At 63.3% G+C, this 25,561-nt stretch carries 31 protein-coding genes; 18 read left to right on the top strand and 13 right to left on the bottom strand.

Going from position 1 to position 25,561, the window contains the following annotated elements; genetic code table 11:
• Positions 1-147 precede the first annotated feature (147 nt).
• Positions 148-2,196, top strand: a complete 2,049-nt coding sequence (locus tag ABIB73_RS01810) for an acetoacetate--CoA ligase (RefSeq protein WP_354220842.1) — start codon at positions 148-150, stop codon at positions 2,194-2,196.
• Positions 2,197-2,204: 8 nt separating this feature from the next.
• On the opposite strand, the gene ABIB73_RS01815 is transcribed toward ABIB73_RS01810, so the two are convergent.
• A complete protein-coding gene (locus ABIB73_RS01815) occupies positions 2,205-2,417 on the bottom strand; it encodes a hypothetical protein (protein WP_354220844.1) in 213 nt (70 codons plus the stop codon).
• A gap of 207 nt (positions 2,418-2,624) precedes the next feature.
• Between ABIB73_RS01815 and ABIB73_RS01820 the strand changes: the two genes are divergently transcribed.
• Entirely contained in the window at positions 2,625-2,927 is a 303-nt protein-coding gene (locus ABIB73_RS01820) for a hypothetical protein (protein WP_354220846.1), read from the top strand.
• Positions 2,928-2,932: 5 nt separating this feature from the next.
• Here the strand turns inward: ABIB73_RS01820 and ABIB73_RS01825 are convergent, their stop codons facing one another.
• Together ABIB73_RS01825 and ABIB73_RS01830 are read right to left on the bottom strand one after the other, a co-directional pair.
• A complete protein-coding gene (locus ABIB73_RS01825; RefSeq protein ID WP_354220848.1) occupies positions 2,933-3,166 on the bottom strand; it encodes a hypothetical protein in 234 nt (77 codons plus the stop codon).
• A gap of 340 nt (positions 3,167-3,506) precedes the next feature.
• Positions 3,507-3,794 carry a hypothetical protein gene (locus ABIB73_RS01830; protein ID WP_354220850.1) on the bottom strand — a complete coding sequence of 96 codons (288 nt, stop codon included), beginning with the start codon at positions 3,792-3,794 and terminating at the stop codon, positions 3,507-3,509.
• 188 nt (positions 3,795-3,982) lie between these two features.
• On the opposite strand from ABIB73_RS01830, the gene ABIB73_RS01835 reads away from it, so the two are divergent.
• The 3 genes from ABIB73_RS01835 (at position 3,983) to ABIB73_RS01845 (ending at position 5,598) form a co-directional block, all read left to right on the top strand.
• Positions 3,983-4,570, top strand: coding sequence for a formyltransferase family protein (locus ABIB73_RS01835; RefSeq protein WP_354220852.1), 588 nt, complete (start codon positions 3,983-3,985; stop codon positions 4,568-4,570).
• 184 nt (positions 4,571-4,754) lie between these two features.
• Positions 4,755-5,105 (top strand): hypothetical protein, encoded by a 351-nt coding sequence (locus ABIB73_RS01840; protein WP_354220854.1) that lies wholly within the window; start codon positions 4,755-4,757, stop codon positions 5,103-5,105.
• Positions 5,050-5,598, top strand: a complete 549-nt coding sequence (locus ABIB73_RS01845; protein ID WP_354220856.1) for a hypothetical protein — start codon at positions 5,050-5,052, stop codon at positions 5,596-5,598. The genes ABIB73_RS01840 and ABIB73_RS01845 overlap by 56 nt, the downstream gene beginning before the upstream one ends.
• A 52-nt stretch (positions 5,599-5,650) precedes the next feature.
• Here ABIB73_RS01845 and ABIB73_RS01850 read toward each other — a convergent pair whose 3' ends face one another.
• The gene (locus tag ABIB73_RS01850) at positions 5,651-6,049 is read right to left on the bottom strand and encodes a RidA family protein (protein WP_354220858.1); all 399 of its coding nucleotides are present in this window, start codon (positions 6,047-6,049) and stop codon (positions 5,651-5,653) included.
• A gap of 143 nt (positions 6,050-6,192) precedes the next feature.
• Here ABIB73_RS01850 and ABIB73_RS01855 point away from each other — a divergent pair, with 143 nt between their 5' ends.
• On the top strand, positions 6,193-7,068 hold the full coding sequence (locus tag ABIB73_RS01855; protein WP_354220860.1) for a DMT family transporter: 876 nt from the start codon (positions 6,193-6,195) through the stop codon (positions 7,066-7,068).
• Positions 7,069-7,269: 201 nt separating this feature from the next.
• Positions 7,270-8,694 carry a caspase family protein gene (locus tag ABIB73_RS01860; RefSeq protein ID WP_354220862.1) on the top strand — a complete coding sequence of 475 codons (1,425 nt, stop codon included), beginning with the start codon at positions 7,270-7,272 and terminating at the stop codon, positions 8,692-8,694.
• Between the two features lie 65 nt (positions 8,695-8,759).
• Here ABIB73_RS01860 and ABIB73_RS01865 read toward each other — a convergent pair whose 3' ends face one another.
• Positions 8,760-9,719: a LysR family transcriptional regulator gene (locus tag ABIB73_RS01865; protein ID WP_354220864.1), complete on the bottom strand. Its 960-nt coding sequence runs from the start codon at positions 9,717-9,719 to the stop codon at positions 8,760-8,762.
• A 124-nt stretch (positions 9,720-9,843) separates the two neighbouring features.
• Between ABIB73_RS01865 and solA the strand changes: the two genes are divergently transcribed.
• The 5 genes from solA to ABIB73_RS01890 all read left to right on the top strand — a co-directional run bounded on the left by solA (position 9,844) and on the right by ABIB73_RS01890 (position 14,350).
• Positions 9,844-11,013 carry an N-methyl-L-tryptophan oxidase gene (solA, locus tag ABIB73_RS01870; protein WP_354222525.1) on the top strand — a complete coding sequence of 390 codons (1,170 nt, stop codon included), beginning with the start codon at positions 9,844-9,846 and terminating at the stop codon, positions 11,011-11,013.
• Positions 11,014-11,091: 78 nt separating this feature from the next.
• Positions 11,092-11,904 (top strand): transporter substrate-binding domain-containing protein, encoded by an 813-nt coding sequence (locus tag ABIB73_RS01875; RefSeq protein ID WP_354220866.1) that lies wholly within the window; start codon positions 11,092-11,094, stop codon positions 11,902-11,904.
• Positions 11,905-12,003: 99 nt separating this feature from the next.
• Positions 12,004-12,747, top strand: coding sequence for an amino acid ABC transporter permease (locus ABIB73_RS01880; protein WP_354220868.1), 744 nt, complete (start codon positions 12,004-12,006; stop codon positions 12,745-12,747).
• The gene (locus tag ABIB73_RS01885; RefSeq protein ID WP_354220870.1) at positions 12,744-13,586 is read left to right on the top strand and encodes an amino acid ABC transporter permease; all 843 of its coding nucleotides are present in this window, start codon (positions 12,744-12,746) and stop codon (positions 13,584-13,586) included. Before ABIB73_RS01880 ends, ABIB73_RS01885 begins: the two co-directional genes overlap by 4 nt.
• A gap of 11 nt (positions 13,587-13,597) precedes the next feature.
• Positions 13,598-14,350 carry an amino acid ABC transporter ATP-binding protein gene (locus ABIB73_RS01890; RefSeq protein WP_354220872.1) on the top strand — a complete coding sequence of 251 codons (753 nt, stop codon included), beginning with the start codon at positions 13,598-13,600 and terminating at the stop codon, positions 14,348-14,350.
• Positions 14,351-14,428: 78 nt separating this feature from the next.
• Here ABIB73_RS01890 and ABIB73_RS01895 read toward each other — a convergent pair whose 3' ends face one another.
• Both ABIB73_RS01895 and cysK read right to left on the bottom strand, forming a co-directional pair.
• Positions 14,429-14,668 carry a BrnA antitoxin family protein gene (locus tag ABIB73_RS01895; protein ID WP_354220873.1) on the bottom strand — a complete coding sequence of 80 codons (240 nt, stop codon included), beginning with the start codon at positions 14,666-14,668 and terminating at the stop codon, positions 14,429-14,431.
• Positions 14,669-14,671: 3 nt separating this feature from the next.
• Positions 14,672-15,649, bottom strand: a complete 978-nt coding sequence (gene cysK / locus ABIB73_RS01900; RefSeq protein ID WP_354220874.1) for a cysteine synthase A — start codon at positions 15,647-15,649, stop codon at positions 14,672-14,674.
• A gap of 224 nt (positions 15,650-15,873) precedes the next feature.
• Between cysK and ABIB73_RS01905 the strand changes: the two genes are divergently transcribed.
• Entirely contained in the window at positions 15,874-16,095 is a 222-nt protein-coding gene (locus ABIB73_RS01905; RefSeq protein ID WP_354220876.1) for a hypothetical protein, read from the top strand.
• 60 nt (positions 16,096-16,155) lie between these two features.
• Here the strand turns inward: ABIB73_RS01905 and tgt are convergent, their stop codons facing one another.
• Positions 16,156-17,304, bottom strand: a complete 1,149-nt coding sequence (gene tgt, locus ABIB73_RS01910; protein ID WP_354220878.1) for a tRNA guanosine(34) transglycosylase Tgt — start codon at positions 17,302-17,304, stop codon at positions 16,156-16,158.
• A gap of 292 nt (positions 17,305-17,596) precedes the next feature.
• On the opposite strand from tgt, the gene ABIB73_RS01915 reads away from it, so the two are divergent.
• The 4 genes from ABIB73_RS01915 to ABIB73_RS01930 all read left to right on the top strand — a co-directional run bounded on the left by ABIB73_RS01915 (position 17,597) and on the right by ABIB73_RS01930 (position 21,679).
• Entirely contained in the window at positions 17,597-18,685 is a 1,089-nt protein-coding gene (locus ABIB73_RS01915; RefSeq protein WP_354220880.1) for a patatin-like phospholipase family protein, read from the top strand.
• A 134-nt stretch (positions 18,686-18,819) separates the two neighbouring features.
• Complete coding sequence (locus tag ABIB73_RS01920) at positions 18,820-19,566, top strand: TetR/AcrR family transcriptional regulator (protein WP_354220882.1); 747 nt, start codon at positions 18,820-18,822, stop codon at positions 19,564-19,566.
• Between the two features lie 255 nt (positions 19,567-19,821).
• Positions 19,822-20,427 (top strand): PepSY domain-containing protein, encoded by a 606-nt coding sequence (locus ABIB73_RS01925; protein WP_354222527.1) that lies wholly within the window; start codon positions 19,822-19,824, stop codon positions 20,425-20,427.
• Between the two features lie 214 nt (positions 20,428-20,641).
• Positions 20,642-21,679, top strand: coding sequence for an aspartate-semialdehyde dehydrogenase (locus ABIB73_RS01930; protein ID WP_354220884.1), 1,038 nt, complete (start codon positions 20,642-20,644; stop codon positions 21,677-21,679).
• Positions 21,680-21,789: 110 nt separating this feature from the next.
• Here the strand turns inward: ABIB73_RS01930 and queA are convergent, their stop codons facing one another.
• From queA to coaD, 5 genes are read right to left on the bottom strand one after another with little or no spacing between them, the layout of a single operon-like run.
• On the bottom strand, positions 21,790-22,863 hold the full coding sequence (gene queA, locus ABIB73_RS01935; RefSeq protein ID WP_354220886.1) for a tRNA preQ1(34) S-adenosylmethionine ribosyltransferase-isomerase QueA: 1,074 nt from the start codon (positions 22,861-22,863) through the stop codon (positions 21,790-21,792).
• Positions 22,864-22,911: 48 nt separating this feature from the next.
• The gene (locus ABIB73_RS01940; RefSeq protein WP_045007486.1) at positions 22,912-23,376 is read right to left on the bottom strand and encodes a peptidylprolyl isomerase; all 465 of its coding nucleotides are present in this window, start codon (positions 23,374-23,376) and stop codon (positions 22,912-22,914) included.
• Complete coding sequence (locus ABIB73_RS01945) at positions 23,373-23,783, bottom strand: UCP034077 family protein (protein ID WP_354220889.1); 411 nt, start codon at positions 23,781-23,783, stop codon at positions 23,373-23,375. The genes ABIB73_RS01940 and ABIB73_RS01945 overlap by 4 nt, the downstream gene beginning before the upstream one ends.
• Positions 23,784-23,791: 8 nt before the next feature.
• Positions 23,792-24,367 (bottom strand): peptidylprolyl isomerase, encoded by a 576-nt coding sequence (locus tag ABIB73_RS01950; RefSeq protein ID WP_354220891.1) that lies wholly within the window; start codon positions 24,365-24,367, stop codon positions 23,792-23,794.
• A gap of 35 nt (positions 24,368-24,402) precedes the next feature.
• On the bottom strand, positions 24,403-24,900 hold the full coding sequence (coaD, locus tag ABIB73_RS01955) for a pantetheine-phosphate adenylyltransferase (RefSeq protein WP_354220893.1): 498 nt from the start codon (positions 24,898-24,900) through the stop codon (positions 24,403-24,405).
• Positions 24,901-25,166: 266 nt separating this feature from the next.
• Here coaD and ABIB73_RS01960 point away from each other — a divergent pair, with 266 nt between their 5' ends.
• Positions 25,167-25,424, top strand: coding sequence for a hypothetical protein (locus ABIB73_RS01960; RefSeq protein WP_354220895.1), 258 nt, complete (start codon positions 25,167-25,169; stop codon positions 25,422-25,424).
• The last annotated feature ends 137 nt before the right edge of the window (positions 25,425-25,561 follow it).

Here is a 25,561-nt window from a genome sequence, read left to right on the forward strand (position 1 = left end):
CTCGTTGAACCAGCGGCGCACCTCGCCAGCGTCGTCGTGAATGCCAGGACCCATTACCCGGGGCAGCGCTGTGTGGGAGAACTGCGACTTCTGCTACGCTCCAACACCGATTAAACTGCCCTTCCCCGCAATTGAAGTCGACACGCAATGACCGCTCCCTTCGTCCCCCAGATCGCCCTCTATCGCAATTGGCTCCAGGAGCAGCGCGGCCTCACCTTCGCGAGCTACGAGGACATGCGGCAATGGTCGGTGCGCGATCTCGACGGCTTCTGGCGCAGCATCTGGGACTATTATGATCTGCAATCGCCGACGCCGTTTGCGGCCGTGATCGCCGAGCGCAAGATGCCGGGCGCGGTCTGGTTTCCCGGTGCGCAGGTCAACTACGCGCGCCAGGTGTTCCGCCATGTCGCGGCGGCCGATGCGGCCGCCCTGCCCGCGATCGTCAGTGGCGGCGAAGACGGCAGGCTGACGGAGACGAGCTGGCCCGAGCTGCGGCGCAAGGCGGCCTCGCTCGCGCTGCATCTGAAGGACAAGGGCCTCAAGCCCGGCGACCGCGTTGCGGCCTATCTGCCCAACATCCCCGAGACCATCATCGCGTTTCTGGCAAGCGCCAGCATCGGCGCGATCTGGAGCGTCTGTGCGCCCGACATGGCCGCGCCGGCCGTGATCGACCGTTTCAAGCAGATCGAGCCAAAGGTGCTGATCGCCTGCGACACCGTCACCTATGCCGGCCGGCGGCACGACCGCCGCGACGTCGTCGCCGAGCTCAGGCGATCGCTGCCCACCGTCGAGCACGTCATCCTGCACAGCGAAGCGGGTACGGCTGCGGCGCCCGATGCCCTGCTCTCCGATATTGTCGCCAGGACAGATGCCACGGTCGATGCGTTCGAGCCGGTCTGGCTGCCGTTCGATCATCCGCTTTGGATCGTCTATTCCAGCGGCACCACCGGCCTGCCGAAACCGATCGTGCACGGCCATGGCGGCATCGTCATCGTGGTGCTGGCCCTGCTCGGCCTGCACAACGACATCGGCTGCTCCTATCACGAGAACTCGTTCGGCGAGCGCTATCACTGGTACAGCTCGACCGGCTGGATCATGTGGAATTCGCAGGTCGGCGGCCTGCTCGGCGGCACCACCTGCTGCATCTTCGACGGCAGCCCGGGAGGCGCGAAGGACAAACCGGACTGGACCACGCTGTGGCGCTTCGTCGCCGCCTCGAAATCGACGTTCTTCGGCGCCGGCGCGGCGTTCTTCGCGAACTGCGCCAAGGCCGAGATAGATCTCACGGCTGCCGGCGACCTCTCGCACCTACGCTGCCTCGGTTCGACCGGCTCGCCGCTCAGCGCCGATACGCAAGCCTGGTTCAACGACCGCTTTGCGGCATTGTCGAAGACCAACTGCAGCAAAGCGCAAGCCGATATCTGGTGGGCGAACATTTCCGGCGGCACCGATTTCGCCGGCGCCTTCATCGGCGGCAATCGCGAATTGCCGCAGACGCCGGGCGCGATGCAGTGCCGGCTGCTGGGGGCCGCCGTCGAGGCCTTCAGCGAACAGGGCCGCGCCGTGATCGACGAGGTCGGCGAACTCGTCTGCACGGAGCCGATGCCGTCGATGCCGCTCTATTTCTGGAACGACAAGGGCGACGTGCGTTATCGTGCGAGCTATTTCGAGACCTATCCCGACAATTTCGACGGCAGCGGACGCGGGCCGGTGTGGCGGCACGGCGACTGGCTCAAGGTCAATCCGGACGGCTCCTGCGTGATCTATGGCCGCAGCGATGCCACCATCAACCGGCACGGCCTGCGCATGGGCACGAGCGAGCTCTATTCCGCGATCGAAGCACTCCCGGAGGTGCTCGACTCCCTCGTCGTCGACCTCGAATATCTCGGCCGCGACAGCTACATGCCGCTGTTCGTGGTGCTGCGTGAGGGCGTTGCGTTCGACGACGCGATGAGGGCGAAGATCAACAAGGCGATCGAGGCCGGCCTCTCCCGGCGATTCCTGCCGAACGAAATCTTCGCCGTCGCCGAGATTCCGCGCACGCTCTCCGGCAAGAAGCAGGAGCTGCCGATCAAGAAGCTGCTGCTCGGCCAGCCCGTGGAGAAGGTCATCAACAAGGAGGCGATGGCCAATCCTGCCTGCCTCGACTGGTATCTCGCCTTCGCGCGCGACTATCTCGCCAGAACTGCGGCGTGAAGCTTCAATCAGCCGCCGCCGAAATTGGAGGGATCGAGATTCCTGTTCTCCGACGGCGGGATCGGCGGGCGGCCGGGAAACTTGTACCAGCCGGGCGGCACCGGCGCGTCCTCGGCCGGGCGAACGACGACATGAGGGCGCGGCCGCGCGCGATGTGCTGGCGCCGCGACGGCCGACGCGCACGCCGAAATCAGCAGGACCAAGGTCAGGACAGACCGCATCGTAGGAGCTCCAGACGTCCACCCGCCCTCTCATATGGTTCGGGAACCGGCCTCGCCTACGCGCCTGCGGCGTCACATTCGGTCACATCAATGGCATCACGGATGCCGCGGCGCGTCGGAGATCGACCCAATTGCGCCATCGGCATTTGCACTCCGTTCACCGATCGCCGCTAGATCGGAAAGGACCCTTCTCAGCAAGTGCCCGAGATGCCCGACCTCAACGCCGTCCTCTCCAGGCTGAACGACCGCCTGCTCCGCCTCGAGGGCGAGCTGTTCGTGCTGCGCTCGCTGGCGCGCGCAACATTGACGGCCGGCGACGATCACGCCACGCGCATGCGCAAGCTGGTCGAGGCCGCCAAGATCGCGCTCGAGGACGAAGCCAAGCGTCCCCTCGACAAGCCGACCCGCAAATATGTCGATGCGGCAACCGCGCTGGTGGAGGAGCTGCTGGTCGAACCGACCCCGGCGCGGCCGCTGTTCACCGTCATCGACGGCGGCAAGCGCGACTGACCGCCTCAGCGGAGCCGCGTCGCACCGAGATCGGCCGCATCCGCCTTGAGCCGGCTGATCCCCGCCTCGATGATCGCGATTTCCTCGTCGATCTGTCCGATCGGCCGACTGAAATCAAAGCCCGATTTGCTCTTGAGATCGACCGCGAGCCGCTGCCTGTGCATCATCAGCTCGTCGAGGCCGCGGCGGTTCTTCAGTCGCACATAGGTGTCGACGATCTGCTCAATCGCGCTCGGCATGAAATCGGTCCCGGCCAAAAAGCCCGCGCGGCGCGCCCGCGCCGGCAGGACATTTTCGGTGTCGCAGTACGCAATACTAATCCGCGACAGATTCGTCGATACGACAGTCAGGTTGAGAACGTGTTACCATCAGATGATTTCGCGATTGCCGAGCATGAAAAGGCCGCTGGCGATCGCGCCAGCGGCCCAAGCCGGGTTTGAAAACGGATCCGGAATCAAATGTCCTCAGCCCCGGGTGCATGCAAATTCTAACGGCGGCGACGGATTCCTACTGTTAAAATTGAAACACTGGAACTGGAATGCCCGTCCCTTGCTGCCTGACCGTGGCCGCGCGGCAACGCTAGTCGATGACGCAGAAATAGGTCCGCGGCAGCCTGCGGTAGGCGCTGTAACGGTAGTAAGGCCTGTAGGCGTAGCCGCGATAGAGCGCCGGCGGCTCCTCACCGTAATAGGCCCCATCATAGAAATTGTAGACGGGTCCCTGGGCGCAGCGATACGCCTCCCAGGTCGGGCCGATGAACGGCGCGACTCCGATCTCGGGCGGCACCGCCGGATACGGCGGACCGCCGGCGTGAGCCGGGGCTGCCGTGATCAATCCGGCGAGAACGAAAAACCACGCGCTTCGCATTCACCTGCTCCGAGCTGGCGGAACACTCCCATGGAAGCACCGGAGGGGGCGGCTGCGCAATCGCTGAGTTCATCGCGCCTCGCGTCCGGCGCGCTGTTGATAACCGGCGCAAACGCCGCGCGGGTGGTGACAGGACGGCCTGACGTGTTATCGGGGGACGACGCATTTGCGAGACGGATCAAACACCCATGCGGATTACCCTCGTCGGCTCCCGCCATTTCGGCGTGACCACCCTGAACATGCTCCGGGAGCACGGCGTCTCGATCGTGCGGGTCGTGGTGGCCGACGCCGAGGATCGCCTGGCCACAACTGCCAAGGCCGCCGGCATCGAGGTGGCGGTCCAGGCCGACCCGAAGCTGGTGGTGGCGTCCGAGATCGCCCCCGACACCGACCTGATCATCACCGCACACAGCCACGCCCGGATCGGCAAGGATGCGCTCGCCGCCGCAAAACTCGGCGGCATCGGCTACCACCCCTCGCTGCTGCCCCGCCATCGCGGCAAGGCCGCCGTGGAATGGACCATCAAGGAAGGCGATCCGATCGCCGGCGGCACGATCTACCAACTGGCGGACCGCATGGACGCCGGCGCCATCGCCGCCCAGGACTGGTGCTTCGTCAAGAAGGGCGAGACCGCGCGGGAATTGTGGGAGCGTGCGCTGGCTCCGCTCGGCCTTAAGCTGCTGGCCGATGTGATCGATTATGCCAAGGTCCACAAGGCGCTGCCGTCCAAGACTCAGGACGAGCAGTTTGCGACCTCGGCGCCAAGTCTTTCCTGAGTCCTCTCCTGACGTTCACCCTTAACGCAAAGCCGCATTGATTTTGCTTCGAAAATTGCAGCCGGAAACGCAAATAAACCATTGCTTCCACAGGAACAATTTTCAGTTTGGCATTGCAACAAATTTCCGTCACATTTCGTCCCAATAAGTGACAGCATCTCGGACATATTCAAGGACGGAATTCATGCGTTTAGGTCGCATCGCGGCGTTCTGTGCCGCTTCAGTTTTCACCGGCAGCCTCGCCGCCCCCGCGTTTGCTCAGACCCCCTATGACGGCAACTGGCAGGTCACCATCGTGACCAAGACCGGCACCTGCGAGCCGACCGCGAGCTCCATGCTGACGGTTGCCGACGGCAAGATCTCGGCGCCCGGCGCTAACGTTTCCGGCACCATCGGCCGGGAGGGTCTTGTGAAAGTTTCGATCAACGGTGCATATGCCAACGGTCAACTCAGCGGCAACGCCGGATCGGGGAAGTGGAATGGAGCATCTGCAGGCATACCGTGCAGTGGGCGGTGGGAAGCATCGCGCCAATAAACCAATTGAGGCTCGCGCCGGAGGCTGGCGGCGGCTGCTGATCGCGGCCACTGTATTCTCTGCAGCGGCCATCGCGAATTCTGAAAGCAAGGCTCAGTCCGGCCCATTCGCGCCCATGGCCGGGAACTGGAGCGGCGGCGGTACCGTCAGCCTCGACGACGGGTCCAGCGAACGCATTCGGTGCCGGGCCAGATATACGCCGATCGGTCCGACCATGGAGATGGTGCTGACCTGCGCCAGCGACGCCTACAAATTCAACCTCTCCGCCAACGTCCGGGCCGATGGCAGCGACATCACCGGCAGCTGGAGCGAGGCCAGCCGCAACATCAGCGGCTCGCTACAGGGCCGCGGCGGCGGCGGGAATTTCGAGGTGGTCGCCTCTGCCGCCGGCTTCAACGCCAACATCGCGCTGCGGACCAGCGGCAACAAGCAGACCGTCACGATGCGGGCGGATAGCCAGTTCCGTGGCGCCAACATTTCTATGTCGCGCTAAGGCAGCACGGAGACGCAACAGTCGGTCCGGCCAACTGGCCAGACCGATTTTTTTATACGTTGGGAACGAACGCCGTCACCTCGATCTCGACCTTGGCCCGCGCATCCACGAGGCCACCGATGTAGAGCAGCGTCGAGGGCGGGAAGTTGCGCCCGAGCGTCTCCTTCCAGGCCGCGCCGATGCCGGCGCCCGCGGCCTCATATTCGCTGCGGCTGGTCAGATACCAGGTCAGGCGAACGATGTGCTCGGGACCAGCGCCGGCCTCCGAGAGAAGCTTGATGATCCGCTTCAGCGCAGTCGCGACCTGTGCCGCCACGTCGGGCGCATAATTGCCCATCTCGTCGCCGCCGGTCTGCCCGGCGAGTACCACCCAGCGGCCCGGCCCTTCCACCATCACACCATGTGAAAAGCCGCGCGGTTTCGACCATTCGGCCGGCTGCAAGATACGCATGAGCGAAGATCTCCCGATTTTATCGTTGTTCGCTCAAGCCTTAGCACGCCCCCCTGCAACGCTGCACCCGCAGATTTGGCCGTTGCAAACAACGGCTATGTCGCCGATACCGGCCTCCCCGCAGGATTCCGATCTCCGCACCGATGAACACGACACCGTCCAAAACGATGGCTGCATTCTGGATGGCCGGCTGGTTGTCGCTGATGCTGATCATGGCGATTGCCGGGCGCGAGACCACGCGGGAGTTGAACGTCTTCCAGATCATGGAAGTGCGCTCGCTGGCCGGGTTCGTGCTGCTCTCGCCGATCATCTACCGCGCCGGCGGCTTCAAGGTGCTCAAGACGTCGCGCCTGCGGCAGCACATCGGCCGCAATCTGGTGCACTACGTCGCCCAGCTCGGCTGGTTCTTCGCGCTGACGCTGATCCCGATCGGCCAAGTGGTGGCGATCGAGTTCACGATGCCGATCTGGACCGCGATCCTCGCGGCAAGCTTCCTCTCCGAGCGCATGACGCCATGGAAGATCGCCGCCATCGTGCTCGGCCTTGTCGGCGTGATCGTCATCGTCCGGCCCGCGACCGGCGAGATCAATCCCGGCCAGCTCATCGCGCTCGGCGCAGCCATGGGCTTTGGGGTGTCGATGGCGCTGGTCAAATCGCTGACCCGCACCGAAAGCGCGCTGTCGATTCTGTTCTGGATGCTGGTGGTGCAATCGGTCGCAGGCTTCGTCCCGACGCTGTTCGTCTGGACCTGGCCGTCCGCCTATGTCTGGGCCTGGCTCGGCGTGATCGCGTTCTGCGGCACCTTCTCGCACTACTGCCTCGCCAGCGCGATGCGCTATGCGGATGCAACGATCGTCGTTCCCATGGACTTTTTGCGGGTGCCCCTGACCGCGACCGCCGGCTGGCTGCTGTATTCCGAGCAGCTCGACACCTGGATCGTACTCGGCGCGGCATTGATCCTGTTTGGCAATCTCCTGAATTTGAAGCCCGCTGCGCCGGTTCCCGTCCGCGCGCAGTGAACCGCGCGTCGCCTCAAGCGACAAAACAAAGTGGTCGAGCGTGATTTGGATCACGTTGGAGGGGCAGTCCATCGTGCACGTTCGGCAGCAAAGCCACGGGTTGGCCGAACTGTCGTTTCGCTAGCGCGAGGCCGGGCGTTTTCGTGTAAGTTCGCTGCCGATTTGTTGCTGCCTATTATTCGATTCAGTTGGGGATTTCAGATGCGCACTCTCACCATCCTCGTTTCGCTGATGTGCATGGCGCTCTCGGTCAGCGCCGCAAAGGCCGACCGCCGCGTCGCCTTCGTGGTCGGCAACGGCGCCTACAAGAACGTCGCCCAATTGCCGAACCCGCCGATCGACGCCAAGGCAATGGCATCCACGCTGCGCAACGTCGGTTTCGAGGTGATCGAAGGATCCAACCTCACCCGCGACCAGATGACGGAGAAGCTGCTGGACTTCGGCCGCAAGGCGCAGGGCTCCGATGTCGCAGTGTTCTACTATGCAGGCCACGGCATCGCCGTCGGTGGCAGCAACTATCTCCTGCCCGTCGATGCCGACATTAAATCGGAGATGGACGTCAAGCTCGGCGCCGCCATCAATATCGACCTGACGCTCGACCAGACCATGGGCGACGCCAAGGTCAAGCTCGTCTTCCTCGACGCCTGCCGCGACAATCCCTTTGCCGCCAAGATCAAGTCCAACTCGGCAACCCGCAGCATCAACGTGCAGAGCGGTCTTGCCGAAATGAAGTCCGGCGAAGGCACGCTGATCGCGTTCGCCACCGGCCCGGGCCAGACCGCGCTCGATGGACAGGAGGGCAACAACAGCCCGTTCACCCGCGCGCTGATCGACAACATCACCAAGCCCGGCGTCGAGATCCAGCAGGCGATGACGTCGGTGCGCGCCCAGGTGAACGAGGAGACCCATAAAGGTCAGCTTCCCTGGGGCCACACCAACCTGATCGGCGCGGTCTACCTCAACCCGGCGCAGCAAACCCAGCAGGTCGCCAATGCGGCACCAACCGCCTCCAGCAGCGCGCCGGCGGCTGCCGCCGCCAGCAGCTCCGACGGTGTCGAACTCGAATACTGGCGCTCCGTGAAGGAGACCAACAAGCCGGAAGAGCTCAACGCCTACCTCTCGGCCTATCCGAACGGCCAGTTCAAGGCACTCGCGCTGGCGCGGCTCGCGGCGATCCAGAACGGTCCTTCGACCACAACCCGCAACCTCAATGCCGGCGTCGATCCCGCCACCTTCACCGATGACGCCAGCCAGCTCACCGAAGATCAGATCGGGCTCGACAAGGGCCAGCGCCGCGATGTGCAGCGCCGCCTCAACGGGCTCGGCTTCGACACCAAGGTGACCGGCGCCTTCAATGACGAGACCCGGACCGTGCTCAAGCGCTGGCAGGCGGCCCGCGGCTATCCATCGACGGGCTATCTCAACAAGCTCCAGCACAAGGCCCTGCTCTCCGAGATCGTTGCCTCGACCTCGCCGACCGCAAGCGACGACAGCTCGAAGCCGGCCCGGCGCCCGAGCGCACCCTCCGGCGGCGGCGGTGGCGGCCATCGTGGTGGCGGCGATCCCGGTGCGGCCTTCATGGGCGGTGTCGTCGGCGGTATGATGGGCGGCATGTTCCGCCGCTGAGGCGCCAGTCACCGGCGACCAAGCAGCGACAAAAAGGGCTCGGCTCGCGCCGGGCCTTTTCCTTGCTAGTAATCCTGGGTGAACCAGGGCACGAGCGTCCGGATACGCGGCATCGCCTGCGTCGTAATGCTCGACCGAGCCATCTCTGCGATGCGCGGCGCCAGTGACGAGAGATCTCCACGGCGAGTCACCAGAAGCAGTTCACGAAAAAATCCAGGGCCCGGCAGAGGGAGAGCGCTGACTTGACCGGCGTGAGCCAGCCCCTGCAACAGACACAGCGGCGTGGTGATCGCGACGCCCATCCCGGTCGCGACCATGGCGACCAGGCTGTCCGAGGTGTCAAACTCAAAGGCCCGTGGTGGGCGAATACCCAAACGGCTCAGATGGCGCTCGACCTGAGCACCGACGTAGGAGCGCTCACTGTGCCGGACGAGACGATGCCGGGCGAGGATGTCGCGCAAATCAAGGTCGGCAAATTCGGCTTCCAGTCCGCGTGGCACCACCAGCAGGTACGGTTCGCGATAGAATGGGAAGCGTTCGACATCATACAGATCGTCCATTGCATCGCACGTGATCGCCGCGTCAATCATGCGACGCACCAACGCCTCCGCATGAGAATGCGCGAGACCAGACCACGCAGACAGGCTTAGCGCGATCGCGCCCGTCATCAGCTCTTTGACAAGGTGCGCGCCGACCGTGCCAGCATAGGAATCGACCAGGCCGAGCCTCAGGTCAACACGTTCGGACTGTTCCGCCGCGGCCCGCAGCGTGCTCAGTAGCGCATCAAAGTTGCGGTTTAGATCGAGAACGCGGCCTGCAAGGATGCGTCCCGCCCGAGTCGGCACGAGCGGCCTCCGGCTACGGTCGAAAAATGCGACCCCGACCGAGGCCTCGGCACGCCGCACCGCCTGAGAGACCGCGGATTGCGTCATCCCGAATTGGCGCGAGGCTTCGAGCATGCTGCCCGAGTCCGCAACCGCAGCGACAATCTGCAAGCTTCGCAGGTCTGGAATGGAGGACGCCATGTCATGAATTAAGCAGAAATTATACTGGTGTGCAAATTTGCTTAATTACATGGATTATCCTTGTCGCGGAGCTGATTTTAAAGGCAAACTCTCGGTCATCTTAATAATTGAGCAGCTTCAAGTCATGAGCGAACGAGCGGACATTCTGGTGATCGGCCTCGGTGCCATGGGCAGCGCGACCCTCTATCAATTGGCCAAGCGAGGGGTAAAGGCGATCGGCATCGATCGCTTTGCGCCTCCCCACGTGATGGGATCCAGTCACGGTGAAACCCGCATCACACGGCAGGCCGTCGGTGAAGGCCGCGATTACGTTCCCCTGGTCCTCGATACGCACCGGATCTGGCGCGAGCTCGAAGCCGAGACGTCTGACCAGCTCCTGAATCCGTGTGGCCTCGTCGTCATGGCGCCCGGCGTTGGCGAGACGTCGCATCATGGCAAGCCGGATTTCGTCGCACGTTCGATCGGGGCAGCTCGCGACTTCGGCATCGCGCATGAGGTGATCGACGGGCGCGAGGTAGCCCATCGCTTTCCGCAGTTCTTGAACCTTCAGGGCAACGAGAAGGCCTATTACGAGCCCGGCGGGGGATACGTCTTTCCGGAGCGCTGCGTTAAAGCGCAACTAACGTGCGCGCAGCAGCTTGGCGCAGTGATCCGCACGGGGGTCGAAGTCCTCTCGATCGCGCAGACGGGCTCTGTCGTTCGGGTGGAGACGTCTTCAGGCAGCTTCGAAGCGGACCAGGTGGTCGTGTCGGCGGGCGGCTGGAATGCTCATCTGCTAGGGGCGCCGTTTGACCGTGTGCTCACGGTGAAACGTCAGGTGCTCCACTGGTACGAGCTCGAGGACACGAGCGCGTATCGTGCAAACGCCCCGGTGTTCATCTGGATGCATGGTGCGACGGATGTCGATTACCTCTACGGCTTCCCGCCGCTGCCAGGCGATCCTCGCCTCAAGGTGGCGACTGAGCAGTATGAGACCAGCACGACAGCCGATACCGTCGATCGCACCGTCGATCCGGCGGAGTCGGCCAAGATGTACCTGGAGCACGTCAAGGGACGGCTCGCAGGCGCCACGCCCCGCGTCGCACAGGCGGCCGCCTGTCTCTACACGGTAACGCCCGATCGGGGCTTCATCATCGACCGCCATCCCGGCCAGGATAGAGTCTTTGTCGTCTCGGCGTGCTCCGGTCACGGCTTCAAGCACTCGGCCGGCATCGGAAACGTCGTCGCTGAGATGATGGCTCATGGTCGAAGCTCGATCGACCTTGCTCCATTCTCTGTGTCTCGCTTTTTGTGACCGTTTGGCACGAACCTTGTACTGCGAAAAGAGTGCGCGTCGGTCGCGTCGAGTTTCAATCCTTGGAGGTGTCATCCGATGAGAAATATGCTCCGTTCCATGATGACAGGTGCCACGGTGCTGCTGATGCTCGGCAGCGCTCAGGCGGCTGATGGCGTCGATGCCATCAAGCAGCGCGGCACGTTGAACGTCGGCGTCAAGGCAGACTACAAGCCCTTTGGATACCGCGATCCCACCGGAAATGTCGTCGGCATCGAGCCGGATCTTGCCGCAGACATCGCCAAGCGCCTCGGCGTCAAACTCGAGCTCGTTCCAGTCGGGGCCTCGAACAGAATCGAGTTTCTTCAGCAGGGAAAGATTGATCTGCTGATCGCGACCATGTCGGACAGGCCGGAACGCCGCCGCGTCGTTCAAGCCATCGAACCCCTATATTACTCGGACTATGTGAACATCCTTCTCAACAAGAAGGCCGGCATCAAGGACTGGGCCGACCTCAAGGGAAAACCCGTATGTGCAACGTCGGGCGCCTGGTACAACAAGGACGTTGCCAAATCCTACGGCCCCGAAATTGTTGCGTTTGACGGCTCGGAGAAGCCCCTGTTCGCCATGAAGCAGGGCAACTGCATCGGCTATGTCTACGATCAGACCTTCCTGCAAGGCAAGCTGCTCGAGGATGAGTGGAAGGCGGACTACGCCCTTCCCCTGAAAGGTGTTCTGCCTTCGCCGTGGATGATCGCCGTCGCGCTCGATAACGCCAGCCTTCAGAAGCTGCTCGAAGATACGACAAAGGATTGGATGAAGACGGGCTTCATTGTGGAAGCTGAAAAGAAGTGGGGCATTACTCCGACAGAGTATTCGCTCTTCATGCACGAGCAATACAAGGACAAATAAACGCGTGAAGCGGAGCGCCAGATCCATCTCGCGCTCCGAACAGGTCAAGCCCATGCACTGATCCGGGGTGATTGCCTTAACAATTCGGTGTCGCGCAAAATGCAGGCAATCGGCAACTGGTTTCAGCATCTCTATGAAACGACGGGGCTGAATTTCTCCGTATTCTATGATGCGTACGACTGGGATCGTTATCTTAGCGGGCTCAAGATGACGCTGTTTCTCAGCGTCACGACCATCGTGCTGAGCCTGATCATCGGCGCGGCAGGCGCCCTGCTCCAGGGTAGCCCGTCCAGATTGTTGCGGCTGGCCGTCAATGCGTTCGTCGTGGTGTTCCGCAACACGCCACCGCTGGTCCAGATCTTCTTTTTCTATTTCGGCCTCGGCACGATGCTTCCCGCCGTCGAGACCGCCGGCATGCGCGTTCCACTGCTGAGCAACGTTCAGTGGGCCATCATTTCGCTGTCCCTGTTTGCGGCCGCCTTCAACGTGGAGATCTTCCGCTCCGGCATCGAGGCGGTGCCGAGGACCACAATCGAAGCCGCGGAAGCGCTCGGATACACGCGTCTCAGGGCCTACATCCATATCGTTCTTCCGCTGGCCGTTCGCGTCTGCCTTCCTGCGCTGAACAACAACCTTGTGAATCTGCTCAAGACGACCACGCTTGCCTACGCGATCGCCGTTCCCGAAACGCTGTACGCGGTCAAGCAGATCTGGTCGGAATCGCAGAACGTCTTCGAAATGATGATCGTATTGCTCGCAACCTACGGCATTCTCGTCGGCGTGCTCGTCTGGCTGATGCATCGCTGGGAGCGGGCGATGCGCATTCCGGGATACGGACGATGAAACCCGCCGAGCCCCCGCACGGCCTTCCAGTCCTTCTGCCGTATCGTATCGTACCGGTCCGGATGCCCATTCGGATCAGTCCGCTGTTCGCCGCGATCCTCTGTTTCTGCGCCATGATGGCTGCGTCCACGGCGTGGGCGCAGACGGCACCAACGATGCTTTCACCGCTCCAGATCATCTTGAAGTGGTCGCCGCTCCTGCTGCGAGGGTTCGCTTTCAATATCCTGATCTCCTTGCTGGCCATGCTGCTGGGCACCGTTGCCGGTCTCGGTCTGGGTCTGGCCCTGTTGTCGCAGTTCCGGTTGCTCTCCAGCATCAGTTGGTTCGTGACTCAATTTTTCCGCAACGCGCCCTGGCTGGTGTTGTTGTTCTTTGTGATGTTTCTGGTGCCCTTCCAGATCACCATCTTCAAGACCACCATCCCTCTGCCGGACTGGATCAAGGCGACCGTGGGCTTCGCCCTACCCGTCATGGCGAACGTCGCCGAGGTCGTACGTGGAGCCGTGCGTTCCGTTCCGTCGACGCAATGGGAAGCGGCAGAGTCGCTATCATTCACGCGACGCCAGATCATGTGGCTGATCATACTACCGCAATGCGTCAAGCGAATGCTGCCACCCTGGATGAACATCTATGCGCTCGTCGCCATGGCGACGGTCCTCGCATCGATCGTGGGCGTCTCTGAAATGCTTACTCTGACGGCGCAGGTGCACGCCGCCGAAGGCGGCAGACCGGAACTGTTCGCGCCGCTCTATGGTTTCGCGCTGCTGTGTTTCTTTCTCTACTGCTATCCGATCAACCTATGGACGGCTCGCCTCGAGCGTCGGTTCCACATACGCTGAGGAGGCAGAGCATGACCACGAACTGGACTCCGGATCAGCCCATCGTCCAATGCGTTGACGTCAGAAAGTCATTCGGAGCTCTCGAGGTTCTGAAAGGCATCAGCCTGTCGGTCAAGAAGGGTGAAGTGATCTGTATCATCGGCCCGTCGGGATCAGGGAAGTCCACACTGATCCGCTGTATCAATGCTCTTCAGCCGATCTCGTCCGGCAGCATCCAAATCGAAGGTATCGAGGTGACCGATCCCAGGCTCGACAAGCTGGCGCTGCGCCGCAAGGTCGGGATGGTATTCCAGCAGTACAACCTTTTCCCGCACAAGACCGCGCTCCAGAACGTGATGATGGCGCCGATCCATGTTCTCGGCCAGAAGCGTGCCGAGGTCGAAGCGCGCGCCCGAGCGCTGCTCGCCAAGGTGCGGCTCGCAGGGAAAGAAGGCAGCTATCCTGGTGAACTCTCAGGCGGACAACAGCAGCGAGTGGCCATTGCCCGTTCGCTGGCGATGCGGCCGGACATCATGCTGTTCGACGAAGTCACGGCCGCTCTCGATCCGGAAACCGTCAAGGAGGTCCTGGTCACGATCCGAGAGCTTGCCGAGGATGGGATGACATGCCTCCTCGTCACTCATGAGATGAACTTCGCGCGTGAGATCGCCGATCAGGTCTACTTCACCGACCGCGGTGTGATTGTCGAGCACGGGCCGCCGGAAACATTGTTTACTGCGGCCAAAGACGAGCGAACGCAACGGTTTCTGTCGCAGGTCCTCTGAGCAAGCTGCGAGGATCCCGTCTGAAACTCGCTTCTGAGCGGGTCGGTTTTCGAACGCCCCCGACCCGGCGGTAAGGGCCTACTTCCCCGCCGCCTTGCGGAGCGCGTCGTTGATGCGGTCCTGCCAGCCGGGACCGCCCGACTGGAAATGCTCCAGCACGTCCTGATCGATCCGCAAGCTGACCTGCTCCTTGATCCCCGGCGTCACGTTCTTCTTCACCGGCGCCTCGGCGACCTTGGCCGTCACCTTCTTGAACGCCGCCTCGGCTTCGCTCCGCGCATCGCCCAATGTCCGCGGCCGCCTCGGTTGATCCGCCATCTGCTATATTCCTTCAAACAGTGCGGTCGAAAGATAGCGCTCGGAGAAGGACGGCACCACCGCAAGAATGGTTTTTCCCGCAGCTTCCGGCCGCTTGCCGATCTGGAGCGCCGCTGCGATTGCGGCGCCCGAGGAGATGCCGCCCGGAATACCCTCATGCCGCGCCAGCGCCCGCGCGGTCTCGATCGCCGTCGTCGAGTTGATCTTGACGATCTCGTCGATCACGGAGCGGTCGAGGATGTCAGGAACGAAGCCGGCGCCGATACCCTGGATCTTGTGTGGCGTGTGCTGGCCTCCTGACAGCACGGGGCTCTCTTCCGGCTCGACCGCAACGACGCGGAGGGACGGTTTGCGCGGTTTGAGGACCTGGCCGACGCCGGTGATCGTGCCGCCCGTGCCGACGCCAGCGACGAAGAAATCGATGTTGCCGCCGGTGTCGTTCCAGATCTCTTCTGCGGTGGTGCGGCGATGCACCTCGGGATTGGCGAGGTTCTTGAACTGCTGCGGCATCACCGAGTTCGGCGTCGTCTTCAGCAGTTCTTCGGCGGTCGCGATCGCGCCCTTCATGCCCTGGCCGGCCGGCGTCAGCACCAGTTCGGCACCGAGGAAGGCGAGCATCTTGCGCCGCTCGATCGACATGGATTCCGGCATCACCAGCTTCAGCCGGTAGCCGCGCGAAGCAGCAACGAAGGCGAGCGCGATGCCGGTATTGCCGGAGGTCGGTTCGATCAGCACGGTGTCAGGCTTGATGATGCCGGCCTTCTCCATGGCGATGATCATGGCCGCGCCGATGCGGTCCTTCACGCTCGCGGCTGGATTGAAATATTCAAGTTTTGCCAAAATGGTCGCGTTCACGCCGTGCATGCCCGGCAGCCGGCGCAGGCGCACGATCGGCGTGTCGCCAAAAGCCTCGACAATCGAGTCGTAGATCCGGCCGCGGCCGGCTTGGTGCGCTGCACCCGTCTTGGACGATGCGTCCATGATGAACTCCCTGTGGCGACAATTTGCGCGCTATTCGCAGCTTTCGCGCAGTTAGAGACAGCTTGTGATGACACGCAAGCAACAATGCGGCACATGTTAAGTACGCTGCATCGCAAAATCGCGTGAGCTGTAATTATCAGAAAACCAACGCATTTGTGTTGCGACCTCGTCAACTGATTCTGCTTATGCTAGACTTAGGTCTTAGAGCAGGAAGGGTCACCACGATGTCAGCAATTGCTGAAGTGTTGTCGACCGTCGTCGCGTCAACCCGCGATCCGCGTTGCAGCGAGTTGCCCACCTGTCCTGTCTGCGCCGACTCCATGGTCGCCGCCGAAGCCTCCGCCTACGTCTCGGACCATGTGATCAGCTATCTCTGGACCTGCGACACCTGCGGTTATGGCTTCGTGACCAAGCACGCCGTCAAGCAGCGGTTTACGTGCAATTGACTTCTATTGCTTGAGCATGATCTCGCCGGAAAACCGCTCCACACTTTTCCGGATCATGCTCTAACGCGGGGCAATGTCGCCCTTCGCCCAGTCCTCACGCGTACGCCGGTAGAACTCCTCGAACGTTCCGTGTGCGATCGCGTCCCTGATGCCCTGCATCAGGAACTGGTAGTAAGCGATATTGATCTCGGACAGCAGCATCGCCCCGAGCGTCTCGCCGGCCTTGACGAGATGGTGCAGGTAGGCGCGCGCATAGTTGCGCGTCGATGGCCATCTGCTCTCGTCGTCGAGGGGACGCGGATCGTCGGCGTGGCGCGCGTTGCGCAGATTGACCTGGCCGAAGCGGGTGAAGGCGACGCCATGACGGCCATTGCGCGTCGGCATCACGCAATCGAACATGTCGATGCCGCGTTTCACCGCCTCGAGCATGTCGTCCGGCGTGCCGACGCCCATCAGATAGCGCGGCCGATCGGACGGCAGTGCCGGCGCGGTCTCGTCGATCATCGCGAGCATCACGGCCTGCGGCTCGCCGACAGCAAGGCCGCCGATCGCGTAGCCGTGGAAGCCGATCTCGACCAAGCCTTCGGCGCTGGCATGGCGAAGCTGCGGCACGTCGCCGCCCTGCACGATGCCAAACAGCATGTAGCCGTCCGGAGCGCTCTCGAATGCGCGCTTGCTGCGCTCGGCCCAGCGCAGCGACAAGCGCATCGCGCGTTCGATGTCGTCGCGCTCGGCCGGTAGCCGCACGCATTCGTCCATCTGCATGGCGACATCGGAGCCGAGGAAACGCTGCACCTCGATCGAGCGCTCCGGCGACAACTCGACCTTGGCGCCGTCGATATGCGAGCGGAAGGTGACGGCGTGCTCGGTCACCTTGCGCAGGTCCGACAGCGACATCACCTGGAAGCCGCCGGAGTCCGTGAGCATCGGCCCGTTCCAGCCGGTGAACCTCTGCAAGCCGCCGAGCGCACCGATGCGCTCCGCGCCAGGACGCAGCATCAGATGATAGGTGTTGCCGAGCACGATGTCGGCGCCGGCGTCACGCACCTCGCGCCAGTGCATGCCCTTCATGGCGCCGGCGGTGCCGACCGGCATGAAGGCCGGCGTCCGCACCACACCGTGCGGCGTGGTCAGGCGGCCGGTGCGCGCGGCGCCGTCGGTGGCGAGCAGTTCGAAATGATTGGGAAGACCTTGATCGGAAAGACTCATGGCGGTGCTTATTGCGTGTCGGGAGAGACCGATCAACCCGCTCGGGGCTGCCGCTGCCTCAGACTGGGACACAATTGCCGTTGACTTGAGTCCGCTGCGGCTTGTCAAATAAAACGATACAGTGTAGTTTTATCTTGGGGGTTGGATCAAATGCCGCAGGGACGTTGCCTGCGGCAGCATATGCGTGATCTCCAGCCACCGCCCCATGCCCAACCCCTCATGTCCGACCGACACATCCGGCCCCTCGCATGGCCGGATAAGGCAGACAGCTGGTCGCCTGATTGGCGCGCTCATGCTGGCGTGCAGCGTGGCCGGCTGTACCTCCCTGCCCCGCACGCCCTACACCGCGGCCGATGCCAGCAGTTCGCGCGTGCTCGATATCGAGGGCTTGAGGCGCTACACCGACGAGCCAATCACGAAATTCAGCTTCGAAAAGGACAACAGCACCGCGACCAAGAGCTATCTGGCGCTTTCGGGCGGCGGTGCCGACGGCGCCTACGGCGTCGGCGTGCTGAACGGCTGGAGCGCGGCCGGGACCCGCCCCGCCTTCTCGGTCGTGTCCGGCGTGAGCACCGGCGGCCTGATCGCGCCGTTTGCGTTTCTGGGGTCGCAGTACGACGACACGCTCAGAGAGGTTTACACCAGCGGCATCGCGGAGAGCCTGCTGAACGATCCCAGCATCATGCGCGTGCTGTTTGGCTCCGGTCTGTTCGGCAATACGCGGCTGCGCGAACTCGTCGCCCGCTACGTCGGGCCGGAGATCATGGCGCAAGTCGCCCGCGAGAATGCCAAGGGCCGACGGCTGCTGGTGGTCACGACCGATCTCGACACCCAGCGAACCGCCATCTGGGACATGGGCAAGATCGCCGCAGTCGGCACGCCCGAGGCGCTTAAACTGTTTCGCGACGTGATGGCGGCCTCCGCCAGCATTCCCCTGGTGTTTCCGCCGATCCTGATCGAAGCCGAAGGCCAGGGCCACAAGTTTCAGGAGATGCATGTCGACGGTGGCGTGACGGCCCCGGTGCTGACGCTGCCGGAGGCCCTGCTCTTCCAGGGACGCCTGCCAGGCAACGCGAAGATGGACATCTACATTCTCGTCAACAAGAAGATCGAACGAAACTTCGAGCTCGTCGCCAACAGCACGATCGATGTCGCCTCACGCAGCCTGTCCTCGATCACCCAGTCGCAGACGCGCTCGATCATCTTCTCGACCTACGATTTCGCCAAGCGCAACCACCTGGGCTTCCATCTCTCCTATATCGAACGCGAGTATCCGGCACCGCCCTCGGAAGGGTTCGACACGGCCTATATGCGGGCGCTGTACCAATACGGATATGAGAAAGCGGCGGCCGGCCAGGCCTGGACCTCGAGAATACCCTAAGACCGCGCGAGGGAACGACGTCGCACCGGGACCGTTGACGATACGGCCAATTCGGCCAAATTCGCAATGACGTCCCGGTTGCTGCGCGTTATAGAGCAATGACCATTGTCACGACCGCGCAGGAATCATTGGGCATGGGATTGACTGCGACCAAGGCAAGAACGGCAACGCCGCGGCGCGAGGTGTCGAAATCGCGCGGCGGCCGGCCGACGAAAAGCGCCGCGATCGAGCGCGACCAGCGGCTCATTGAAGTCGCCACCCGCCTGTTCCTGGATCGCGGTTTTGACGCGACCTCGCTCGATGCGGTTGCGGAAGCGGCCCGCGTGAGCAAGCCCACCGTCTATGCCCGTTATGGCGACAAGCGCGGGCTGTTCACGGCCGTGCTGAGGCGCGAAATCGCGCGCTGGCTTGCCCCGCTGTCTGCGGCGGCCGAAATGCAGCTCGGCAGTTCATCGGACATCTCGGTCGAGCAGCGGCTCGTCGAGATCGGGCGTGAAATGCTGACGTTCACCTGCGGGTCTGACGCCATGGCCTTCAGCCGCATGATGACGTCACAGGCCATCAACTTTCCCGACATTGCCAAGCTCGGCAAGGAAGAGGGCTGGCTGAAGGCTGTCGCCACGACCGCACGTTTCTTCGATCATCTGGTGGAGCAAGGCGCGCTCGACGTCGATGACACCACCATCGCAGCCGAGGTGTTCCTCGACGTCGTCGTCGGCCACACCCACCGCATGGCGACGTTCGGAACGCCGACCGAGCTCAAATCCGCCGAAAAGCGGATGCGTGCGGCGATCAAGCTGTTCCTGGCCGGCGCGCTGGGATCGGTCGACCGCGTCCAGAACGCCGCCAAAGGCACGCAACGGCGCCGGCCGTCCCGCTGACATTTCCGTGAGCTCGGCGATCTGTCCCCAACGGACGACGGTCTGTCCGTTGACCAAAATAAAACGATACGGTATGGTTTTGTTATGGTTCGGGCCCGTTTTTCACCAGCCCCAAATGGATTCGGACCGGCTTTGTGACCATGATCGCCGTGACAGGTACAGCCCGTTGCGACAATCAGCGGCCGGCCACTGCCCATGGTCGGCCGCGACTTCTTTACGATTATCCGGCACACTCGTTGGCCGAGGATTTCGAGCATGAACGCAGCAAGACGACGGGTGTGCGAGTTGCTGGCGATCGCCCTGTCGGGGCTGCTCATCGCAGCGCCGGCAAACGCGCTCGTCACGGCGGGTGGCACACCCACCGCCCTCCATGGCGAGACAGATGGTGACGCCGAGGCCGACCGCCAAGCCGTCAGCCGCGAAATCGAACGTTTCCGCAGCTCGTCGATCTCGATCAGCCAGGCCATGGCGATTGCGGAGGCCCGGCACGCAGGCTCGACGACCGCGGATGTCAGCTTCGACGGCGGCTCGGACGTTCCGGTCTACCGGGTCAAGACCCTGCACAATGATCGTCTCTGGCGGCACACCATCAATGCCGCGACCGGCGAGCTCATTGGCGGCGAAGCCGCCCTGCCCCTCGCCGAGCTCGACCTTGACGATCGCAGCAATCTCGCAGCGCTCGGTGCTATCAGGCATCGTCTGGCGGATGCGGTGCGTGTCGCCGAACGGGCGGCGTCCGGCAAGGCCATCAGCGGCGGGCTGGTGCGCGAACGCGGCCGGCTCAATTTCGCGATCGTCGTCATCAGCGGCGACGACCTCAAGGAGGTCATCCTCGAGCCGCCGGGGGCGCGAGCAAAATAGCGGCGGCCACAATCCCGCCGAAAAGCCATTGACGGCCGCAAAACTCTCCCGCATAAGTCGCCGCCATGTTCACGACCACCAAACGCACGACCAAAACCACCACGGCCTTCGGGGCCTGGGGAGGCGTGCGCGTGTAGTCGTCGACTAAAACGCAATCAGCTCTACCGAAGCCCCGCCCATGATGGTCCGGGGCTTTTTTGTTGTCTTTAGCTCAATGGAGGAGAATGTGAGTAACGATCCCGTCGTCGCGATTGTCGGCGTCACCGGTGCGGTTGGCGCCGAATTCATCGCCACCATGGACAAGCGCGGCTTTCGCGTCGGCAAGCTCAAGGCGCTCGCCAGCGCCCGCTCGGCCGGCAAGACGGTGTCGTTCCGCGGCAAGGACGTCGTCATCGAGGAATTGACCGAGCGCGCCTTCGAGGGCGTCGACATCGCGCTGTTCTCCGCCGGCAGCGGCATCTCCAAGAAGTTCGCGCCAATCGCGGTCAAGGCCGGCGCCGTCGTGGTCGACAACTCCTCCGCCTTTCGCATGGACCCGAACGTGCCGCTGGTGATCCCCGAGGTCAACGGCAACCGCATCCGCGATCACAAGGGCATCATTGCCAACCCGAACTGTGCCGCGATAACCGCGCTGGTGCCGCTGTGGCCGATCCACCAGAACAACCGCATCAAGCGCGTCATCATCTCGACCTACCAGGCGGCAAGCGGCGCCGGCGCCGCCGCGATGGACGAGCTCGTCGAGTCCACCCGCGCCAACCTCAACGGGCAGGTCTATACGCCCAAGGTGATGCCGCACCCCTATGCCTTCAACCTGTTCAACCACAACACCGCGGTCGATCCCGAGACCGGCTACAACGACGAAGAGACCAAGGTCATCAAGGAGACCCGCAAGATCTTCGAGGACGAGAACATCGCCATCGGCGTCACCTGCGTGCGCGTGCCGGTGCTGCGCGCCCATTGCGAAGCCATCACCTTCGAATGCGAGAAGCCGATCAGCGAGGACCAGGTCCGCGCCATCATGGCGCAGGCGCCGGGTGTGAAGGTCGTCGACGACCGCGTGAAGAATTACTTCCCGATGCCGATCGACGCCTCGGGCCAGGACGACGTCCTGGTCGGCCGCATCCGCAAGGATCTCAGCGACCCCTCCGGGCATTCGATCTCGATGTTCGTGGCGGCCGATCAGCTGCTCAAGGGCGCGGCGCTCAACGCGGTGCAGATCGCGGAGCTGTTGCCGCATCGCGTGATGGCGTAGCAGGTGAGTTGTAGGGTGGGCAAAGGTGCGCAAGCGCCGTGCCCACCACTTCTCTCGCGCATTCCTAGTTGGTGGGCACGCTTCGCTTTGCCCACCCTACGGCGACGGCGCTACTCTCGCTCACGAAGCAGCAGACACGCATCCCCGTACGAATAGAACCGGTAGCCGCTCGCGATCGCGTGCGCATACGCCCGCTTCATCGCCTCGAGCCCGACAAATGCCGACACCAGCATGAACAGCGTCGAGCGCGGCAGGTGGAAGTTCGTCATCAGCACGTCGACGGCGCGGAAACGATAGCCGGGCGTGATGAAGATCGACGTCTCGGCTGTAAACGGCTGGATGGTGCCGTCCTCGCTGGCTGCGCTTTCGAGCAGCCGCAGTGACGTGGTGCCGACCGCGACGACACGCCCGCCATTCTTCCGCGCGGTGTTGAGCCGCTCCGCCGTCTCGGCCGAGATCGTACCCCACTCGGCGTGCATCCTGTGGCCTTCGGTGTCGTCGACCTTGACCGGCAGAAAGGTCCCTGCCCCGACATGCAGCGTCACCCGGTTGATGCCGACGCCGCGGTCGCGCAACGCCTGCTCCAGCGCGGGCGTGAAATGCAGACCTGCGGTGGGAGCCGCGACGGCCCCTTGATTCGCCGCGAACATGGTCTGGTAGTCGGCGAGGTCCTGATCGTCAGGCGTGCGTTTCGAGGCGATATAGGGCGGCAGCGGCGGGCTGCCGAGATCGGCGATGGCCTGGTCGAGCGCCGGGCCGTGAAACGAGAACGAGAGCGTCACCTCGCCCTCCCCGCCCTTGGCTTCGACCTCGGCATCGAGATGGCCGAGCAGGCAGACCTTGCCTTCATTGCCGAAGCGGATGCGGTCGCCGGCTGTGAGCTTCTTCGCCGGCTTCACCAACGCCTGCCAGCGCGAGCCGTCGAGACGCTTGATCAGCGTCGCCTCGATCTTCGGCTCGGTCTCACGGCCGATGCGGCGGCCTTTCAGCTGCGCGGCGATCACCTTGGTGTCGTTCACGACGAGCTGGTCGCCATCCTTCAGCCATTGCGGCAGATCGGAGATGATCTGGTCGCGCAGTACGCCTCCCTCCACGACCAGCATCTTCGCGGAGTCGCGCGGGTGCGCGGGGCGCAACGCGATGCGCTCGGCGGGCAGGTCGAAATCGAAGAGATCGGTGCGCACGTTTGGTACCTTGTCATGCCCCGCGAAGGCGGGGCATGACGGCAGTCTTTACTCCGCGTCAGCGGCCATCCGCGCCTTGACGATCTTGTCGGGATTTTGCACGGGCTCGCCGCGCTTGATCTTGTCGACGTTCTCCATGCCCTCCGTCACCTTGCCCCACACCGTGTACTGGTTGTCGAGGAAGCGGGCGTCGTCGAAAACGATGAAGAACTGGCTGTCGGCGGAATCGGGGCTCGCAGCACGGGCCATCGAGGTCACGCCGCGCACATGCGGCTCCTTGTTGAACTCGGCCTTCAGCTTCTGGCCGGAGCCACCGGTGCCGGTGCCGTGCGGGCAGCCGGTTTGCGCCATGAAGCCGTCGATCACGCGGTGGAACACGATGCCGTCGTAGAAGCCTTCGCGGACCAATTCCTTGATGCGGGCGACATGGCCCGGCGCGAGGTCGGGCCGCATCTCGATGGTGACGGGGCCTTGCGTGGTCTCGAGGATCAGGGTGTTTTCAGTGGCGCTCATGCTCGTCTCTCTGGAGTTGGGGGTGAAGTCTTCCGGTTACGGAACTGGACCGCGAATGGACGCCCCGCAGCGGCGCCGGCCATCGCATCGGTAAATGGCATCGGCGTGCAGCGTTGCAATGCCTCCATCACCGCGATCCGGTATTGCACCCGGTCATCGTCGGAGGCCTCCGCGGATTCATAGGTAATCCTCGGATGGCCCAGAATGTTTCCGGCCCGGTTAAAGCTCACGACGACGGTGATGTCGATGGGGCGAGCCCTGGCCGCCGGCGGCGGTTTCCAGCAGGTGCGCAGGTGCTGGAAGATGTCCTGAATGGTGTTGACCTGCGCGTCCTCTGCGGCCGCACTGGTGATGCCGAGCAGCAGCGCCGCGGCAGCGAGCAGGAGTCTGTCGCCACGGCGCACCATCGTCTCTCCTACTTGATGTCGGAGGCGACCTGCACCTTCACCATCTTGTCGGGATCGGTGACGGTGCCGCTCGACGAGCCGGGCGGTGCCTTCTTCAGCTTGTCGACGACGTCCATGCCCTGCACGACCTCGCCGACCACGGTGTACTGGTTGTCGAGGCTGCCGCCGTCGGCGAACATGATGAAGAACTGCGAATTGGCGGTATCGACGCTGTCGCCGCGCCGGGCCATGCCGACGATGCCGCGCGCGAAATGAACCTTGGAGAATTCCTGCTTCAGATTCGGATATTTCGAGCCGCCGGTGCCGTTGAAATTCTGGCCGTCGCCGGTCTGCGCCATGAAGCCGTCCATCACGCGGTGGAACGGTACGTTGTTGTAGTAGCCTTCGCGCGCGAGCTGCTTGAGGCGCTCCGCGTGCTGGGGCGCAAGGTCGGTCCTGAGCTTGATGACGATGCGGCCCTTGGTGGTGTCGATGACGAGCGCATTGGCCTTGTCGAGGCCTGCCGGCAGGGTCTGCGCGACCGCCGGGACCGCGCCAATGAGCACGACAAAAATCGTGGCAAGAATTGCGAGACGACGGATCATGAAAACTCCGGATCAGGTGAGATGAAGAAGCGCCGTTACGCGGCGAATTTGGCTTTGAGCAGGCTTGCTACGAGCGGCGGCACGAACGTCGAAACATCGCCACCCATGCCCGCGATCTGGCGCACCAGTGTGGCGGTGATCGGGCGGACCATCGGGGATGCCGGCAGGAAGACCGTGTGCACCTCCGGCGCCATGGCCTCGTTCATGCCGGCGAGCTGCATTTCGTAGTCGAGGTCGGTGCCGTCGCGCAAACCGCGAATCATGATGGTCGCGCCGTGCTTGCGCGCGGCGGTCACCGAGAGGTCGTCAAACGTGGTGGCCTCGAGCACGCAGCCGGCCGCGGCCGCCACCGGCCCGCAGACATCGTGGAGCATCTTCAGCCGCTCCTCGGTCGAGAACAGCGGCTTCTTGCCGGGATGGACCCCGATCGCGACAACCAGCCTGTCGCACAGGGGAACGGCATGCCGGACCACGTCCAGATGGCCGTTGGTGATGGGGTCGAAGGAACCTGGATAGAAGGCGATGCGCGGCATGGCCTCCTCCTACCGCGCCCGGACCGGCCCGGCAAGCCGGGCAGGTTCCCTGCCGGTTTTTCCGGCAATCCAGATCTTTTCGCCAAATCAGGTCGGAAACCTCCGGTTTGTTTCGTCCTGGGGGCCACCACGAAACAAAGCCGGGCGCGAACGAAACCATTTACCGCATCCGCGAAGACGTCCGGAAACTGGCCATGGTTACTAATCCAACCAACGAACAACGGGCCGCAAACAAGGCGCAGCGGCCGCATCACAGGGGACCGTCAATGATCAAGGCTCTTTCAGCGATCGCAATCGCTGCGTTTGTTGCTGCCGCCCTCACCCTCCTGCCCGGCTTTGCTCCGACCGTCGAAGCCAGCGTGCCGCAGCCGCTCGCCAAGAGCGACCGCCTCGACATCAAGACCATCGGCAAGGACTGCTCGCAGCAAGCCTGGCCGAATTTCGAGGCATCCTGCCTGCGCCGTGCCGGCACCAAGGCCGACGTGCGCGAGGCCAGGCTGGTGACCGCCGATCGCACGCCGTAGGCGGTCTGTCAGCTTCGCGTCATAAACCCCGATATGAATCCCATGGATATTTGCGACGTCTCGTCGCAGACTGTTCGGTGCTCGCGCCCGTCGGAATGACCCGTCGGGCGTGATCCCATCGAGGGGTCGCCGTTGTC

This window comes from Bradyrhizobium sp. F1.4.3, from assembly GCF_040548375.1.
GTDB lineage: Bacteria > Pseudomonadota > Alphaproteobacteria > Rhizobiales > Xanthobacteraceae > Bradyrhizobium.